This window comes from Mongoliitalea sp. (genome assembly GCF_054166905.1).
The window spans coordinates 1-17243 of sequence record NZ_JBSZCK010000040.1 but is presented as its reverse complement, the minus strand read 5'-3'; the positions used below and the strand labels follow the sequence as shown (position 1 = coordinate 17243).

The 17243-nt window shown below is 40.1% G+C and carries 15 protein-coding genes and 1 other RNA gene; 8 read left to right on the top strand and 8 right to left on the bottom strand.

Features of this window, described 5'->3' with window-relative positions; translation table 11 throughout:
• Window positions 1-21: 21 nt before the first annotated feature.
• The 3 genes from ACXIUD_RS14280 to ACXIUD_RS14270 all read right to left on the bottom strand — a co-directional run bounded on the left by ACXIUD_RS14280 (window position 22) and on the right by ACXIUD_RS14270 (window position 5234).
• Complete coding sequence (locus ACXIUD_RS14280) at window positions 22-2475, bottom strand: TonB-dependent receptor (protein ID WP_458053319.1); 2454 nt, start codon at window positions 2473-2475, stop codon at window positions 22-24.
• A gap of 330 nt (window positions 2476-2805) precedes the next feature.
• Window positions 2806-3726, bottom strand: a complete 921-nt coding sequence (locus tag ACXIUD_RS14275; RefSeq protein WP_458053318.1) for an alpha/beta fold hydrolase — start codon at window positions 3724-3726, stop codon at window positions 2806-2808.
• Window positions 3723-5234, bottom strand: a complete 1512-nt coding sequence (locus tag ACXIUD_RS14270) for a sodium:solute symporter family transporter (protein ID WP_458053317.1) — start codon at window positions 5232-5234, stop codon at window positions 3723-3725. Before ACXIUD_RS14270 ends, ACXIUD_RS14275 begins: the two co-directional genes overlap by 4 nt.
• A 137-nt stretch (window positions 5235-5371) precedes the next feature.
• On the opposite strand from ACXIUD_RS14270, the gene ACXIUD_RS14265 reads away from it, so the two are divergent.
• Entirely contained in the window at window positions 5372-6205 is an 834-nt protein-coding gene (locus ACXIUD_RS14265; protein ID WP_458053316.1) for an alpha/beta fold hydrolase, read from the top strand.
• Between the two features lie 96 nt (window positions 6206-6301).
• On the opposite strand, the gene ACXIUD_RS14260 is transcribed toward ACXIUD_RS14265, so the two are convergent.
• Window positions 6302-6583: a hypothetical protein gene (locus ACXIUD_RS14260; RefSeq protein ID WP_458053315.1), complete on the bottom strand. Its 282-nt coding sequence runs from the start codon at window positions 6581-6583 to the stop codon at window positions 6302-6304.
• A 139-nt stretch (window positions 6584-6722) separates the two neighbouring features.
• On the opposite strand from ACXIUD_RS14260, the gene ffs reads away from it, so the two are divergent.
• Window positions 6723-6809: signal recognition particle sRNA small type (gene ffs / locus ACXIUD_RS14255), an RNA gene on the top strand.
• 3 nt (window positions 6810-6812) lie between these two features.
• On the opposite strand, the gene ACXIUD_RS14250 is transcribed toward ffs, so the two are convergent.
• Window positions 6813-7799: a GSCFA domain-containing protein gene (locus ACXIUD_RS14250; protein WP_458053314.1), complete on the bottom strand. Its 987-nt coding sequence runs from the start codon at window positions 7797-7799 to the stop codon at window positions 6813-6815.
• 147 nt (window positions 7800-7946) lie between these two features.
• Window positions 7947-11630, bottom strand: a complete 3684-nt coding sequence (gene purL, locus ACXIUD_RS14245; RefSeq protein WP_458053313.1) for a phosphoribosylformylglycinamidine synthase — start codon at window positions 11628-11630, stop codon at window positions 7947-7949.
• A 245-nt stretch (window positions 11631-11875) separates the two neighbouring features.
• Here purL and ACXIUD_RS14240 point away from each other — a divergent pair, with 245 nt between their 5' ends.
• From ACXIUD_RS14240 to accC, 6 genes are all read left to right on the top strand, one after another.
• Window positions 11876-12442 (top strand): YceD family protein, encoded by a 567-nt coding sequence (locus tag ACXIUD_RS14240; protein ID WP_458053776.1) that lies wholly within the window; start codon window positions 11876-11878, stop codon window positions 12440-12442.
• A gap of 18 nt (window positions 12443-12460) precedes the next feature.
• A complete protein-coding gene (rpmF, locus tag ACXIUD_RS14235) occupies window positions 12461-12652 on the top strand; it encodes a 50S ribosomal protein L32 (protein ID WP_189586132.1) in 192 nt (63 codons plus the stop codon).
• A gap of 266 nt (window positions 12653-12918) precedes the next feature.
• Complete coding sequence (locus ACXIUD_RS14230) at window positions 12919-13920, top strand: beta-ketoacyl-ACP synthase III (protein ID WP_458053312.1); 1002 nt, start codon at window positions 12919-12921, stop codon at window positions 13918-13920.
• 24 nt (window positions 13921-13944) lie between these two features.
• On the top strand, window positions 13945-14508 hold the full coding sequence (gene efp / locus ACXIUD_RS14225; protein ID WP_458053311.1) for an elongation factor P: 564 nt from the start codon (window positions 13945-13947) through the stop codon (window positions 14506-14508).
• A gap of 81 nt (window positions 14509-14589) precedes the next feature.
• Entirely contained in the window at window positions 14590-15066 is a 477-nt protein-coding gene (gene accB, locus ACXIUD_RS14220) for an acetyl-CoA carboxylase biotin carboxyl carrier protein (protein WP_458053310.1), read from the top strand.
• Between the two features lie 29 nt (window positions 15067-15095).
• Window positions 15096-16442, top strand: a complete 1347-nt coding sequence (gene accC / locus ACXIUD_RS14215; RefSeq protein ID WP_458053309.1) for an acetyl-CoA carboxylase biotin carboxylase subunit — start codon at window positions 15096-15098, stop codon at window positions 16440-16442.
• 41 nt (window positions 16443-16483) lie between these two features.
• Here the strand turns inward: accC and ACXIUD_RS14210 are convergent, their stop codons facing one another.
• On the bottom strand, window positions 16484-16741 hold the full coding sequence (locus tag ACXIUD_RS14210; protein ID WP_458053308.1) for a hypothetical protein: 258 nt from the start codon (window positions 16739-16741) through the stop codon (window positions 16484-16486).
• A gap of 156 nt (window positions 16742-16897) precedes the next feature.
• On the bottom strand, window positions 16898-17243 hold a 346-nt coding region (locus ACXIUD_RS14205; protein WP_458053307.1), incomplete at its 5' end, for an OmpA family protein.

Genomic DNA, 17243 nt, shown 5'->3' with positions numbered 1-17243 from the left:
CATTAGGACAGGTTATTATCGTTACTTCTTATTGAAGTTAAATTTCACTTCCAAGGAATATAGTCTTCCGATGATCGGTGAACCAACAAACTCTCGCTGCTCTGCATTGAATAAGTTGGAAATACCACCACCCACGGTAATCATTTCACTGAAGGCATAGCCAGCAGAAATATCCACTGTTGTAAATCCTCCCAAAGGACCATAATTGTATAAGAATGGAGCTACCCTAGTATTTGCACCAGCTGCAGTAGCTATTTGGTTACCTGATCTGAAATCATATTCTGGTAACCAACGCACATTCAATGAAGCATTTACTTTGTTATTGACCAAGTTCAAAGCAGATAAATTGAAATTAGCCCTATGCGCAGGCGCATTCAACACTTGTAGTGCTTCTCTGGAGGCAGGAGGCAATAAGGATATATTCGCATCATCGTCAAATTTCCCTTCATCTGTAATGTTTGATCCAAAGTATGAATATTTCGCCCCAAAGCTGAAGTTTTTGTTGATCAGATAGTTAAACCCTAAATCAGCTCCCCAGTTGGTCACTTCACCAAAATTCAAGTAGGTAAGATTGATACCACTTAAGTTTGCAGGTACAGGCTGACCACCTCTTTCCACGATGCGCTCACCACCTAAGAATAAGTTCACTGCCGGGCTGATGAAATTTCTTGTGTTTCCATACCATAAAGTACCATCAAAATAGAAATTCTTGGCAGGAGTACCCTTGTAACCAAATTCCCAAGTTGTATTTTCTTCAGGTTGTAAAGGATCAATGGTTCTTCTAGCTCCTGTAGCAAAATTTTCCAATGTTAAGCCTTGTCCTGAACCAATGATGGCTCCATTAACGCCTGCAATTGGGAATAAAAACTCCAAGAACTGAATGGATGGAGCTGCATACGCGCGACCATAAGTCAATCGAAAACTACCATCACCAACCGCTTGGGTTAAAGCCAATCGTGGACTTACCTGTAAATCATAGTAGTCATGTTTATCCACTCGCACAGCACCTACAAACTTCAAGGTATTGGTCAATTCATAATCTGCTTGTGCCACAGCACCGTATTGGGAAATGATAATATCTCCATCAATATCAAATAAATATGTACCCAAGCTATTGGCTACATCCCGCTGATAACTACCTGCCAAGACATAGCTGAATTTTCCTACACTATTATTGTACTGCACCTCAGCATTTAAGCGAGAAGATTCATCTTTGAAGCCTGGGAAACCTAGTCCCCCTTCCGACACGGGAAGAAGTGATCGTCTTTTTGCTTCCTCAGGACTATTTCCCTGCGCAAGTAAAGTGGCATAATTGACTGTTCTACCATTAATTTGGAAGGTATTACCAGCATTATTCCATGTATTGGTCAACTGTGCAAAAATCCTTGGAGAAACATAGCGAGCCTGTAAATAACTGAAAGTCCATCCATCTATTTGATTTCTTCCCAAATTAGTCACTCCAATATTAGATCCTTGACCAATCCCGTAATCCAAAATAATGTCATGACCTGCTTTAGGTGTATAGTAAACAGCAGCACCACCACGAATAGCTTTAAAATTGAAGTCAGGATCTAATTCAGGAATTGCCAAAGCACCAACATACACTGTATCGATAAATTCAAAATCACGGCCCTCAGTATATTCAAAGTTAACTTTGTAAGCAAATTTGTCAGAAACTTGATCCGCATGCCTAACACGACCGGAAAATACCCCCTGATTTCCAACACCCAAGGCAACAGTTGTTCCTTGAGACGTTCTTGGATCTTTTGTGATAGTATTGACAACTCCTGCATGAGCATTTGGTCCATACAATGCGGATACAGGTCCAAGGATTACCTCAACCCGCTCAATATCTTCTTTGATGATGGTATTGTAGAAACCTGCCGGCAAACCAGTCCCTCCTGGCAACATGCCATTTCTACCATCATTCAATTGAAGCATACGCACATTGAAAGCTGAGTTAAAACCTCTGGCATTGATTCCAATCCCGATCACACCTGAGCGAACCACTTCAATACCTTGGATTTTAAAAAGCATTTCACCTACGTTGAAAGAAGGTAGACGGTCTAGGTCTTTGGAAGAAATTACTCCTATGGATGCAGGAGCATCAGTTAATCGTTCAGGTTTTCTTGTAGCCGAAACCACCACTTCCCGCCCCATAATAGCAGTACTTCCCATGGAGATCGTTCCAAGGTCCATATCTGAATTGAGAGTGATTTTTCTTGTAATCGTCTCGTAACCTAAAAATGAAAATCTCAGGGTATAAGCACCCTCATTCACTGATGGAATTGCAATCTTTCCATCCAAATCCGAAGCTGCTCCAAGCCCCGTACCTTCTAAAATAGCATTGACACCGATCAAGGGTTCTTTGGTGTCCGCATCCACTACTTTTGCAGTGATGTTGAATTTTTGGGCGAAAGCCAACTGAACACTCAGTAGCAAGATGCCCATCATCAGGGTAAATCTTTTATTCATGGATAAATTGGGTTTAATTGTTTTTGGCGTTCGTAAACTTACATAAAAAACAATAACAACAAAATATTATATATGCAATTTGATTTTTTACAAAATAATGATTCAAAATAATGCAATTTTGAGTCATTTTTTTTAAGATGAAAAAAGCCTCATATCCCATTGACATTCAAAAACATAGATGGCTTCAATAACCAAATAAAAATACCCTATCTTAGAATCTCAATATTTCACGCCCTTTTTTGATGCCTAAAAAAAAATTAAAAAAAATTCGGAGCCATTCAAACAGCTCCGAACATCTTACTGAAACACCAAATTAAAATTGGTTTTTACTTAATTTACAAATTCCCGAATGAAGCGATTGACCTCTTTCGCTTGTTCAAACATGAGCATGTGACCTGCGTCTGGTATCAAATTTACCTTTGCATGGGGCATCAACTTCTCAACAGAGGCCGCCACAGCCTGCGTAGTCAAGTGTGGATTTAATAATTTATTTGGAATGAGATCATCATTGTTTCCAAATAAGACTAATACAGGAGATTGCAAACTTTCAAGCAAGTCGGCTAAAGGCTGTCGTACCATTCCTCGAATACCATTGACCACCATGCTTGCATAGCGCGGAAACTCTGGATCATTTTTTATTACGATTCTATCTTCGATCATAAACTGCGCTTCGTCGGTATATGAATAGAAATTTCTTTTCAGATTGGCTTCTATTTCTTGATCTGAGGTTGCTGCAATAGCTTCAGGAGTTATCATTTCGAAGAAAGCTTTTTGCTGGTCGGTAAAGGTCTCGATACCCGCAGGAGCTACTAAAATCAAAGATTTAACAAGTTCTGGATAAGCAAGACCTACATGCATAGCAATCTGTCCTCCCATGGAATGTCCTACCAAATGGACCTTTGAAAGTCCAAGATTTTGTACTAATTCCTGAATCACCCTTGCTTGATCTTTCAGCAAATACGTCTCTTCTGGTTTACTTGATTTTCCATAACCCAATAAATCTACTGCTATACAACGGTAATACTTACTCAATTCCTCCACATTCTTTTTCCAGGCAGGTCCATAGCTTCCTAATCCATGAATAAATATAAGTACCTCTCCTTCCCCTTCATCCATAAAGGCTATTTTCTGTCCATTGGACAAATTGACTTTCTTAACTGGATAAGGGTATTCGACTCCTTCAAAAATACCCTGGCCATTTGCGGAAAACGACCAAACACTTATCAGAATTACGAATAATAGATTTTTCATAGGGTTTTCAGTTGAACCGTTGTATTTTTTTTATTCCATAAAATCAGCAAATTCCCAACAATAATAGAAGCTACAATGGCGAATGCAGCTGCAATCCCTGGATTTTTGACAGGGCCTTGCATGTAGGATGTTAGGGGAATATAATATACAGAAAAATGAACAAGCACAGCTGTTAAAGATGCCCCAAATGCAGCCATTACAGGCGTTCCTTTTCTAAATGTTCCATACAATACGGGAAAGAAAGCTGCCGAAAAATATGCGTATACACCATTTTGAGCAAATATCCCTACTGATAAATTCGGATTGATCAATTGATCTTTGGTGAGGAAAAAACTGACCACCGCAAGCCCAATAATCACCAGTTTATTGACAAAAATGCCATTTTTTTCTAAATTCAATGATTTACCTACTAAAGGATCCAAAATATCAGAAGTAATCGTAATGGATAGTGACTGAATCAAGCCCTCCAAAGTGCTCAAGCCTGCCGAAATCAAACCAAGGATCAAAATCAATCCCATATACACAGGAAAATGATTGACCACATACCAAGTCACTACGTTGTCTACAGGAATGGTTTTATCCCCATCCACCAATTCAGGATTCAAAATCCGTACATATAAGCCAACCAAAACTACCGAGAAAAAAAGAATTTCAGTCAACACTGCCACCCATAAGAACTTATTCACATGTGCTTCACTTTTGAGTAAGAGGGACTTGGTGATGATATGGGGTTGGCAGACGATGGCAATTCCCACTATGATTTGACAGATCACGATTTCAAAAAAATCTCGAAACAATGGGCTTTGCTCATTTTTCCAACCAGCCAGCAGAGGGTCTATTGCTTTCAATTTTTCTAAAAAACCATATACGCCCGCTGAAAAATGATCGAATCCCGAACCCAACAAAATAATTGCAACTGTCACCATCAAAATCGCCTGTACCATGTTGGTATAAACCATAGAATTGGCTCCTCCAAACATCATATATCCAAAAATGAAGGTAATAAGCATTAAGCTCATCCAAATCTCATCCACGCCCAAGGAAGCTGAGAGAACTTTGGTCAAGCCCACACAAATCAACACTATGAATGTGATGAGTAATAGTGACAGAAAAGCGAAAAACACAGAGTATTTTTTACTGCCATACATATTTCCTATCCATTGGGCCATGGTCAGTGCTTTCACTGTCTGACCTGCTTTTCGGAATCCTTTTGTCAATACAATCAAAGAACCCAAAGCAGCCAATGGCAAAACTACGGCCATGGAAATAACACCTGCTACACCATAGTACGCTACAAAGCCTGGATTAATAATAAAGGTGGCCGCCGAGGTCATGCTCGCAGCAAGACTTAACCCAACGGCAGTTGGAGAAAACAAAAAGCTTCCCAGTGCATAATCGTTGATCGATTTGGTTTTTTTGGCACCTCTGAATACAAAAAATAAAATCACAGCCATGTAGGTCAGTACCAAGGCCAAAACAGCTGTGCTTAAAGAATTTGTTACGTCCATAAATTCACGGTTTTATTGGGTTTAATCTAATATATTCCGCCAAAAACAATTAGCCCAACTATCCGCGAAGAAATTTATATTTCACAAACTTAAACATTTTTCTTTTATTTAGGGCTTTATCAACCAAAAGGCCTTTTATGAAAAACTATCATTCCCTACCCTCAGGGCATCGTATGTATTACGAAATCCGAGGGAATACCGATAGTAAACATCCTCCTTTTGTGTTTTTGAATGGACTTTCCCAATCTACCCAAGCTTGGTTAGGCGTCATTCAGAAAGACTTTGGGGAAGAGTTTACATGCATACTTGTTGACCTTATTTTCCAAGGTCAGAGTGACAGTGCAGACGAGTTTAAAACATTTGAAGAACATGCAGCGGACTTACATGATCTCCTTTCCAAGCTCCCCTACAGCAACTACCACTTAGCTGGTATCTCCTATGGTGGAGCGGTAGCCCAACGATATATAGTGGAATACCCGGAAAAAGTAGCACAGGCCTACCTGATTTCTACCTTTTCCAGTAAAAACGAATATTTCAATGCGATCGGTCTTGGTTGGAAAAAAGCTCTGTTATGTGGTGACTATGAATTGATGTTTGACGTGATGCTCCCTTTTGTTTTGGGAAAAAGTTTCTTCAAAAATCCAATTGTCCCCTTGAAGACTCTCAAAATGTCTAAAAAAGACATGAGTCCAGCCACAGAAGACTTGTTGAAACTGATGGAGGCAACAGAGAAATCAAAAAATTACCTCTCAAATCTGAGCAGCTGTCAGGTTCCGTGCATCATTATTCATGGAGAAGAAGACCTCCTTTGCACCCCAGACATGGGAAAAGAGATGGCTTCTTATCTTCCAAAAAACGAATTCATTGTATTACCTGGCGTAGGACATACTCTAAATTTAGAAGCAATAGACCCACTAAAAAATATTTTGGCATCCAGAGCCAAAGCTATAGCAAAAACTGTGGAAGCATAATTTCCAAGGAATCATTCAGGACAGGTTATTGATTCAAAAAAAAACTACCCCCATGGGAGGTAGTTACCATTAACAAATAGATATCACTTAATTTTTTTAATTATCGTTCATCTGAGGCTGCGGATTCCACACCGGCGCCAACTCCCGCTCTTCTAAGCGCACCAACAATCCCTTTTCAAAGGTTGCCAACACAAAAAAACGATCGTCACGCTGCACGCGGTATGTTTTAAAATCTCCATCAATTCCACTCAAGACAGCTTCTTTATTTTGTCTTAAAAATTTTCGTTCAGTCATACCTTGCTGAAATTCAGGCCTTACTCCCACACATGCATTCAAAAGCAAAGCAACCATGATAATCATTCCATACTTTTTCATCATACTCTTGTTGTTTTTTGATAGAAAAGCGCAAAAACATTGCCAAAAAAGTTCCTCTCTGATTGCTAGCAACTTATAAAATGAGCACAAGTTTTTTGCACAGAACATTTGTCAAGAAATAATTTTAGCCTACTTTTGTGACCTAGCGGCACGACCAGCTCCTGCTGAATCCCCCAGGTCCGGAAGGAAGCAAGGGTAGGCGGTTGTAGCGGTGCGATGCCGCTTCTTTTTTTTACTTCCCTCTGTAATTCAATTGTTTGCGAAGCATATCTTGCTCCTTAGAGAAGTCAAAATCTCTACTATACCGCTCCAGTTTCTTTTGTAAATTATCCAAAAACTTAAGGTGTGCAGGACTATCCGGGTTGAATGGCTTATGCATCAAATCTCTTTTGATTCCTTCAAATTCTGTTATCAAATCAAATGATCTGGAATCTACCCAAGTCTGCTTAAATCGCTCCCAGATGTACCCTTCGGCCATTTCATTGGGATGAATCATGTCTTCTTTATAAAAGCGATAATCCCTCAGTTCATCCATCATGATCTCATAACTTGGAAAGTAATGAACAAAATCATAGGTCTCTTCCAAGTCATTTGCTGCCATTCGTAGGACTGATTTACTCAATTGATTTTGAGGAATCCCATCTTTGATGTGACGTACCGGACTAACGGTCAAAATAACTTGAATCGTAGGATTGACTTCTACCAAAAGATTAAAAAATCCTGCAAAAGCTTTTTGAATTTCATCCGGATGCAATAATCTTTTTTCAAAAAGATGCCCAGGCTGTTTATGACAATTGGCAACTACTTCTTTTTCATCTCCAAACTCATAGACCCAAGCAGTACCCAAGGTAATCAGGACATGGGAAGCCCGTTCCAGTACTTGTTGGGTATGTTGTTGCTTTTTTAAAATTAACCGCTCTAAGGAATCCTGACTGTAGGCCACCACATCCGAGTGCATCCCATAATGCAGGTATAATCCATCTCTCACCAACACCAACTTTTTGTCCAATGGCATCTCCAATAGAGAGTCCTCCATCACCCTGGCAATTGAAATGGGATTGAAAATAGTTCCGAAAGGATTATTCAAGACCGGGAATTTTCTTTCAGTCAATTTATCTCCAATAACAGTAGAAAAACAGGAGCCGATGGCATAAATACCCGACTGATGGTTGATTTTTACCTGCGCTTCAGGTATGGAAAATGAAGTTGTCAATTGCATGCCTAAAAATAGAAAGAAAGCCCCAATCCTAAAAACATATTCATCATTGGGATTGCAAATCCCACCTTATCTGGTTCACGAAATTGCAAATTTCGCGAAGCGTTGAAAAAACTAAACCCCTCCACTTGGAGGGGTTGTATGAATTTATCATGCATTTTTCTCAATCCAATGGTAGGCGTTTTTGAAGGCCTCTATCCATGGCGTGACCTCGTCTTCTGCATGATCAGCAGGATAGTATGGCCAATTCCAAGGCTTAATAGACCGCTCAATATGCGGCATGATGGCAAGGTGTCTACCATCAGCAGAAGCGATACCTGCGACGGCAAAATCAGAGCCATTTGGATTGCCTGGATAAGCTTCATAACTGTAAGTCATACCAATATGGTAAGCATCTTTTCCTTCCGGAAGATAGAATTTACCTTCCCCATGGGCAATCCAAACACCCAATCGCTGACCTGCCAATGATTGCAACATCACGGTATTATTTTCAGGGATACTCACATTCACAAAGCCAGATTCAAACTTGTGGCTTTCATTGTGCAACATTTTTGGCTTTTGAGTATGTTCTTTGGCTATCAAACCTAATTCTACCATCAACTGACATCCATTACATACCCCTAAACTGAGCGTATCTTTTCTCGCATAAAAGTTATCCAAGGCTGCTTTGGCCTTTTCATTGTACAAAAATGCTCCAGCCCAACCCTTGGCAGAACCCAAAACATCGGAATTAGAAAATCCACCCACGAAGACAATCATTTGCACATCTTCCAGGTTTTCTCTACCTGCAATCAGATCTGTCATATGAACATCTTTCACATCAAAACCCGCTAACCATAAAGAGTAGGCCATCTCCCGATCTCCATTCACCCCTTTTTCACGGATTATCGCAGCTCGTTTTCCGGAAGTCACTCTTCTATAAGGGTTCAGGCGATAAGCATCAAAAGTACCTCCCCAGGTATCTGAAAACGTATATGAAAGCGGTTGTTGCTTATAGTTTTCTTTTCTAGCCAAAGCTAATCGTTCACCACTTTGATGCTTGTCCAAGAGGTAGGATGACTTAAACCAAGTATCTCTCATTTCTTCTACAGAAAGCTCTAAAGACATATCGGTAAAAATTACTTTACCCGTAGTCGTAACCTCGGCAAGCGAAACATAAGCAATCCCATAATTATCCAAAAGCGCACGAACCTTTTCAACTTCCTGCACCTGAATGAGTACACCAGGATTTTCAGCAAATAATGCTTTGATAAGATCTTTATCCGTCAATCGGTCAGTTTTTACATGAAGGCCTACCGTGGTGGAAGGGAAACACATTTCCAACAATGCTGTAATTAAACCTCCAGAGGAAATATCATGTCCTGAAAGAATGGCTTGGTCTTCAATCAATTTTTGGATCACCATAAAGGCCTGTGCAAAATACGCTACATCTTTCACATCAGGAGTTTCATTCCCTACCGTATTCAGCACTTGAGCAAAGCTAGAACCACCTAGTTTGGCTGAATCTTTAGAGAAATCTATATAAAAGACTTTGGATCCTTCGACAGGTTTTAAATCCGGTGAAATTGTTTTTGTTGGTGCTGAACATTCGGCAACGGTTGAAATGATCACAGTTCCAGGAGAATATACCGTCTTACCATCAGGATATTTTTGTGTCATTGACAACGAGTCTTTCCCTGTGGGAACATTTACTCCTAATGCAATCGAAAACTCAGAAATTGCCTCAACTGCTCTATACAAACGATCATTTTCACCGGCATTCTTTGCTGGCCACATCCAGTTAGCAGACAAGGAAATCCCTTGCAAGCCCTGCTCTATCGGTGCCCAAACTAGGTTGGTCATGGCCTCGGCTATTGCTAATCTTGAACCAGCTTCAGGATTTGCCAAGGCAGCTACTGGAGCATGGCCTATAGATGTTGCTATTCCTTTTTCACCTGTAAAGTCCAAAGCCATTACTGCCACATTGTTCAAAGGTAATTGAATCTCCCCTACTGTCTGCTGTTTGACTACACGGCCTGTTACAGATCTATCAATCTTATTAGTTAACCAATCTTTACATGCTACCGCCTCTAATTGAAGCACTTCTTTGATATATGTTTTTAATTGCTCTGTTGAATAATCAGGCTCAGCAAAATGTTGTTCTTGTTTAGTATCCTCCAAGATTGTTTTTGGTGAGCTTCCAAACATATACGCCAGATTCCAATCGATTGGCTTTTCACCTGTTTGGGAATTTTCAAATTTGAAATGCATATCCCCCGTAGTCTCACCCACGACGTAAAACGGTGCACGTTCGCGATCGGCTATTTTTTGTAAGGTGGCAACATCTTTAGGATGTACGACTAATCCCATTCGCTCTTGGGACTCATTCCCTACGATTTCTTTCGCAGACAAGGTAGGATCTCCCACTGGGAGTTTATCTACATAGATAGTGCCTCCTGTACTTTCCACCAATTCAGAAAGACAGTTTAAGTGCCCCCCTGCTCCATGATCGTGAATAGAGATAATCGGGTTTTCCGAGCTTTCTGCCATCGCCCGAATCACATTTGAGACTCTTTTTTGCATCTCTGGATTGGAGCGCTGTATAGCATTGAGCTCAATAGCATTGCTAAATTCACCTGTATTGACAGAAGACACAGCGCCACCTCCCATGCCGATGCGGTAATTATCACCGCCCATGACGACAATCTGATCACCTTTGGATGGTTCTGACTTTTTTGCGTATGCTTTATTGGTAAAGCCGATTCCTCCGGCCAACATAATCACTTTATCGAAACCGTGATTTTTCCCTTGCTCCTCATGCTCAAATGTCAATAAAGAACCACAAATCAGAGGCTGACCAAATTTATTTCCAAAATCTGAAGCTCCATTGGATGCTTTGATCAAAATATCCAAAGGGGTTTGGTATAACCATTTCCTTTCAGCCAAATTCTTTTCCCAAGAACGACCTTCCTCCGAACGGGCATAGGAAGTCATATATACGGCAGTACCTGCCAAAGGAATCGAAGCTGTACCTCCAGCCATCCGATCCCTGATTTCACCTCCCGAACCTGTTGCAGCACCGTTAAATGGCTCTACGGTTGTTGGGAAATTGTGAGTCTCTGCTTTTAGGGAAATCACTGAATCAATGGCATTAATGTCAAAAAAATCTGCTTCATCCTGTCTCTTAGGGGCAAACTGCTGCACCTTTGGACCTTCTACAAAAGCCACATTGTCTTTGTAGGCAGAAACAATTCTATTGGGGTGTTTCTTAGATGTTTCTTTGATCAATTGAAAAAGTGTATGCGGTTTTTCTTCGCCATCAATAATGAAATTACCATTGAAAATTTTGTGTCTGCAGTGCTCTGAATTAACCTGACTGAATCCAAAAACTTCCGAATCCGTCAACTTCCTCCCCAATTTATCGCTTACGTCATTCAAATATTCAATCTCCTCCTCACTCAAAGCCAAGCCTTCCTGTTTGCTATATTCGGCAATATTTTCAATAGGTTTTATCGGTTCGGGACTCATGTGAATATCAAAAATCTCTTGATCCAATCCTTGATATACCCGTTGAAGCATGGGGTCGATTTTTAGGTCAGCTGCCATTGGTGTAAACTCCTCCATTCGCTTGATTCCTATGATACCCATGTTGAGGGTGATTTCTACTGCATTGGTTGACCAAGGAGTCACCATTTCTTTTCTTGGACCAACAAATTCACCTGCAATAGATGCTTGTTCACTCAAGTTTGCGTTGCCAAGAAGCCAGGATAATTTCTCTAAATCTGCTGCTGCAATTGGAGATGCCGACTCTACGGCGTAAACTAGTTTGTTTGGGGATTGAAAGAAGAAAATCATTCGATTATGAGGAGCTGTTTTTTGGAAAGGCAAAGGTAAACATTTGAGCTAAAAGAATAAACAATTGTTTTTGGAGAAAAAAGTAACAATTTCACCTTCAACAAAAGGTTTAAAATCTTACCCAATCCAATTGATAGTGAGGAGTATTGATCAAGTTAAGAATTTGACTGACAAATAATTGTTTGCCAAATTTCCTTTTTCTACAAAGTTTGCCTAAATTTGCGGTCTTGAATTAAAGAGTAGTGATGAAATTCTTAAGGAATTACAATATTGACATAGTGAAATTAAGAGAAGGAGATCATGCCTTTTCTTTTGATGTCTATGGAGATTTCTTTGAGTTTTTCGAAGCAACAGAATGGGTTAAAGATGCTCGAATCAATACTTCTGCCAAGTTAAAAAAGACCTCAGCAGTGATTGAGGTTGATTTTCACATACAAGGCACCGTAAGGCTGGTTTGTGACAGAAGCTTGGAAGAGTTTGATTACCCACTTGAGTTAGATGAAAAAGTCATCTACAAATATGGAGTAGCAGAACAGGAGTTGAGTGAAGATTTATTTATCATCACCAAGGACACTCCAAGTATCAATGTTGCTCAATTACTGTATGAGTATATTTTAATTGCAATTCCCGCAAAAAAAATTCATCCGGATTATGAAGATGAGATGGATGATGAAGATTTTGAAGGAGATGGTGTTTATGTATACATAGACGGAGAAGATTCCTTTGAAGATGAATCTCCTGAAGAACCTAAGGAAGAAAAAGAAGTTGACCCTAGATGGGCAATATTAAATAAGTTAAAAGCAAAAGATTAATCTAAACATAGTATAGCGATGGCACATCCTAAACGAAAAATTTCGAAAACAAGAAGAGACAAAAGGAGAACACACTATAAGTTGACAGCTCCTGGATTGGCGCAATGCCCTACCACAGGTGAAATGCACCTTCCTCACAGAGCTTTCTGGCTTGACGGTAAGTTATATTACAAGGGTCAAGTGATTATGGAAAAAGAAGTTCTAGCTTAATTTACGTATAAGGCCTTATACCAAAATCCATTGCCCTACAGGCAGTGGATTTTCTTTTTTGGGGCAAAAAATAACTGAAAAAAGGGCTAATTGACTGACCTATCATCACCTACTGCGTTCTTCCAACAAAAAACTTTGGTGAAAATGCAGTTTTTAGATAATTTTGAAAGCTTGTCCAATAAATAAGTGTGTCAAATACAACTAATCAACACAGACAAATAAAGCAAAATCGAGGTAAGTAATCAGACCTACAAAAACAATATCAAATGAAGAAAACCAGAGCAGTGATTACTGGCGTCCACGGATGGGTACCGGAATATGTTCTAACTAACAGAGAGTTAGAAACCATGGTAGACACCAATGACGAATGGATTGTTACCCGAACAGGCATCAAAGAAAGACGTATCCTTAAAGGAGAAAATCAGGGAACATCAGTAATCGGAATCAATGCTATCAAGGGATTATTAAAAAAAACCAATACCGATCCAGAAGATATTGACCTAATCATTTGTGCAACAGTTACACCGGACATGCCTTTCCCAGCCACGGCTAACATTATCGCAGATGGTGTGGGTGCAAAAAACAGTTTTAGTTTTGATATTTCAGCAGCTTGTTCTGGCTTTTTATATGCATTGACCATGGGTTCTCAATTCATTGAAACTGGCATGCACAAGAAAGTGATCGTGGTAGGTGCAGACAAAATGTCCTCCATTATTGATTATCAGGATCGTGCAACCTGTATTATTTTTGGCGATGGTGGTGGGGCAGTACTTCTTGAACCTACAGAAGAGGAGGTAGGAGTAATGGATTCCATGCTACGCGCTGATGGTTCAGGCGCACCTTACCTGCATATGAAAGCCGGTGGAAGTAGAAAGCCTGCTACCGTAGAGTCTGTAAATGCCCGTGAGCATTTTGCATTCCAAGAAGGCTCTACCGTTTTCAAATTTGCGGTAACTAATATGGCTGATGTGAGTGCGAAAATCATGGAAAAAAACAATCTCAAATCAGAGGATATTGCTTGGTTGGTTCCTCACCAAGCCAATAAAAGAATTATTGATGCTACAGCTAATAGAATGGGGGTAGGTCCAGAGAAAGTAATGTTGAACATTGAACGTTATGGAAATACTACTGCCGGAACATTACCTTTGTGTTTGTGGGATTATGAACCACAACTTAAGAAAGGAGACAATATTATTCTAGCAGCATTCGGAGGAGGATTCACTTGGGGATCTATTTATCTGAAATGGGGCTATGATGGATCAAAATAAGAAATAAATTAAACCTGAAATATAATGGCAAGTACAGCAGATTTCAAAAATGGATTATGTCTTGAAATGAACAATGACATTTACTCCATTGTAGAATTTCAGCACGTCAAACCCGGTAAAGGTGCTGCGTTTGTAAGAACAAAACTTAAAAGTCTCACCACAGGGAAGGTCTTGGATAAAACCTATAATGCCGGTGAAAAAGTAACCACAGCACGCGTAGAAAAAAGGCCGCATCAGTTCATTTTCGTGGATGACTATGGGTATAACTTCATGGACACTGAGACATTTGAACAAATACCTATTGCGGAAAAACTAATTGAAAGACCTAACTTGCTGAAAGAAGGTCAGATGGTGGACATTCTTGTTCATGCAGAAACAGAAACGCCTCTTTCAGTGGAGTTGCCTCCATTTGTAGAGTTGATGATCACGTATACAGAACCAGGTATCAAAGGAGATACTGCAACCAATGCATTAAAGCCTGCCACTATGGAAACAGGTGCTACTGTAATGGTTCCTCTGTTTGTAGAGCAAGATACAATGATCAAAGTAGATACACGTGACGGCTCGTACTCTGAACGTGTAAAATAAATTCTCGGCCTTTACTGAAAGAATTCTTTCGGTAAAGGCTTTTTTATGGTTATCAAACTTAAACCCTCAAAATTGAATCACATGAAAGCAAAAGAAATTCAAGAGCTTATTGACTTCATATCAAATTCTGGATTAGCAGAAGTGAAAATTGAAACAGAAGAATTCAAACTTTCTATAAAAAAGTATTCTGAAGCACCTACTGTAAAATTTGAAGCAGCTCCTGCTCCTGTGGCAGTTCCTTCCCCAGCTCCTGCCGCCGTAGCTCCTGCTCCAAGCCCTGCGGCTCCTACTGCTCCTAAAGAAGACACAAGTAAGCTGATTGAGATCAAATCTCCAATGATCGGAACATTCTACAGAACCCCAAATCCAGATGCAGATGCATTTGTCAATGTTGGAGATACTGTTAAACCTGGTCAAACTGTTTGCATCATCGAAGCGATGAAATTATTTAATGAAATTGAGTCTGAGGTGTCAGGTAGAATTGTAAAAGTATTGGTTGAAAATGCTCAACCAGTAGAATATGATCAGCCTTTATTCTTAGTAGACCCAGCTGGATAAGCTGACATGTTTCATCAAAATCAATCGTTGTGTTTAAAAAAATATTAATAGCCAACAGAGGTGAGATTGCTTTACGAGTAATCAGAACCTGCAAGGAAATGGGGATTAAAACTGTTGCCGTGTATTCCACTGCTGACAAAGATAGTCTTCATGTTCGCTTTGCTGATGAAGCTGTATGCATCGGACCTCCTCCAAGTAGAGACTCTTATTTAAATATCCCTAGAATCATCGCAGCTGCCGAAATTACCAATGCAGATGCTATCCATCCAGGATATGGCTTCCTTTCTGAGAATGCAGAATTCTCCAGAATCTGTGAAGAGTATGGTATCAAATTTATCGGTGCCAGTCCAGAGATGATCAACAAAATGGGTGATAAAGCTACCGCTAAAGCTACCATGAAAGCTGCTGGCGTACCTACAATCCCTGGATCTGAAGGTCTATTGGATTCCATGGAGCAAGGATTAAAACTTGCTGAAGAAATGGGATATCCTGTGATCTTAAAAGCAACTGCAGGTGGTGGTGGTAGAGGTATGCGCATTGTCAAAGAATCATCCGAGTTCAAAAAAGCTTGGGATGATGCAAGACAGGAATCTGCTGCTGCATTTGGCAATGATGGTTTATATCTTGAAAAGTTTGTAGAAGAGCCAAGGCATATTGAAATCCAAATCGTGGGTGATAGCTCTGGTCGTGCATGCCATTTATCTGAAAGGGATTGCTCCATCCAAAGAAGACACCAAAAACTGGTAGAAGAAACTCCCTCACCTTTCATCACAGATGAGTTAAGAGAGGCTATGGGTAAGGCTGCCATTAAAGGTGCTGAGGCAATCGCTTATGAAGGCGCAGGAACAATTGAGTTTTTGGTGGACAAACACCGAAACTTCTACTTCATGGAAATGAATACCCGTATCCAAGTAGAGCACCCGATTACAGAAGAAGTAACTGATTTTGACTTGATCAAAGAACAAATCAAAGTTGCAGCGGGAGAAAAGATTTCAGGTAAAAACTATTACCCGAAACTCTTTTCCATGGAATGCAGAATCAATGCAGAGGACCCTGCTAATGGATTCCGTCCAAGCCCAGGTAAGATACAAAATTTACATCTACCCGGTGGTAAGGGTGTTCGTATCGATAGTCATGTATATGCAGGATATGTCATTCCACCTAATTATGATTCTATGATTGCAAAGCTTATTGTAAGTGGTCAGTCAAGAGAAGAAGTAATGCTTCGGATGAGAAGAGCCTTGGAAGAATTTGTTATTGATGGTATCAAAACAACCATCCCTTTCCATATTGCACTGTTAAATGATGAACAGTTCAAAAAAGGGGACTTCACTACCAAATTCCTTGAAACTTTTGACTTCTCAGTCATCAAATAAAAAAAAGACCTCCGAAATTGGAGGTCTTTTTTTTGGTTTTTTTAAATCAATAGAATCGTTTCACCCATTCCTAGTTCTGGAGGATTAGATCGCACAAGCGCTCCTCTCTGCTCTAAATAAACTATGGACGTTCTGCTGTACTGCATTTTGAACAATGACTTCACAGCATCAGCTTCTTCACAATTTTCTAAAAACAAAAAGTCAGGAATACGTGTCAAATTGTTTAATTGATCAGGGATGTCATCATTTAACACAAAGATTCCTAGACATTCAAACTCTAGCGAGTTTAGTGAATTCAAGATTCTATGAATTGATTTACTTGTGTTGGCTAGTACACAATAACCTTTCGCATTTTGTTTGGGTAACAACATATAGTTTGAGAAACAATTTAAGATAAAGGAGCACCCTAATCCCCCTTTATCTTAAATTCATAGTGACAACTTATTTTAAAACTTCTATTTCACTCCGCCCAATCTGAGCTCTGTTCTTCTGTTCAATTGATGCATGGCTTCTGTGCACGGTACGGTTCCGCAATCATTGATTGGCTGGGTTTTGCCGAACCATTCGTACTGCATTCTGGCAGCTTCCACTCCCCTGTTGACCAGGTAATCCATCACCACTGCCGCCCTGCGCTCGCTCAGGCCTTTGTTGTACTCCTCACTGCCACGTTGATCCGTATGACCCGCAATGAACAGCTGCAGATTGGACATGCGCTTCAACATGATCGCTGTACGCTCCAGTTCCTTCTTGTGCACCGATCTCAGCGTACTCTTATCAAAGTCAAAGTAGATCGTCGGCAAG

Excerpts from the sequence above, each read along its gene's own strand:
- ACXIUD_RS14240 (WP_458053776.1), top strand. The coding sequence starts at position 11,876 with ATGAAATTCTTAAGGAATTACAATATTGACATAGTGAAATTAAGAGAA.
- accB (WP_458053310.1), top strand. The coding sequence starts at position 14,590 with ATGAAAGCAAAAGAAATTCAAGAGCTTATTGACTTCATATCAAATTCT.
- ACXIUD_RS14250 (WP_458053314.1), bottom strand. The coding sequence starts at position 7,799 with ATGCAATTGACAACTTCATTTTCCATACCTGAAGCGCAGGTAAAAATC.
- ACXIUD_RS14275 (WP_458053318.1), bottom strand. The coding sequence starts at position 3,726 with ATGAAAAATCTATTATTCGTAATTCTGATAAGTGTTTGGTCGTTTTCC.
- ACXIUD_RS14280 (WP_458053319.1), bottom strand. The coding sequence starts at position 2,475 with ATGAATAAAAGATTTACCCTGATGATGGGCATCTTGCTACTGAGTGTT.
- ACXIUD_RS14265 (WP_458053316.1), top strand. The coding sequence starts at position 5,372 with ATGAAAAACTATCATTCCCTACCCTCAGGGCATCGTATGTATTACGAA.
- rpmF (WP_189586132.1), top strand. The coding sequence starts at position 12,461 with ATGGCACATCCTAAACGAAAAATTTCGAAAACAAGAAGAGACAAAAGG.
- efp (WP_458053311.1), top strand. The coding sequence starts at position 13,945 with ATGGCAAGTACAGCAGATTTCAAAAATGGATTATGTCTTGAAATGAAC.
- purL (WP_458053313.1), bottom strand. The coding sequence starts at position 11,630 with ATGATTTTCTTCTTTCAATCCCCAAACAAACTAGTTTACGCCGTAGAG.
- ACXIUD_RS14230 (WP_458053312.1), top strand. The coding sequence starts at position 12,919 with ATGAAGAAAACCAGAGCAGTGATTACTGGCGTCCACGGATGGGTACCG.
- ACXIUD_RS14270 (WP_458053317.1), bottom strand. The coding sequence starts at position 5,234 with ATGGACGTAACAAATTCTTTAAGCACAGCTGTTTTGGCCTTGGTACTG.
- ACXIUD_RS14260 (WP_458053315.1), bottom strand. The coding sequence starts at position 6,583 with ATGATGAAAAAGTATGGAATGATTATCATGGTTGCTTTGCTTTTGAAT.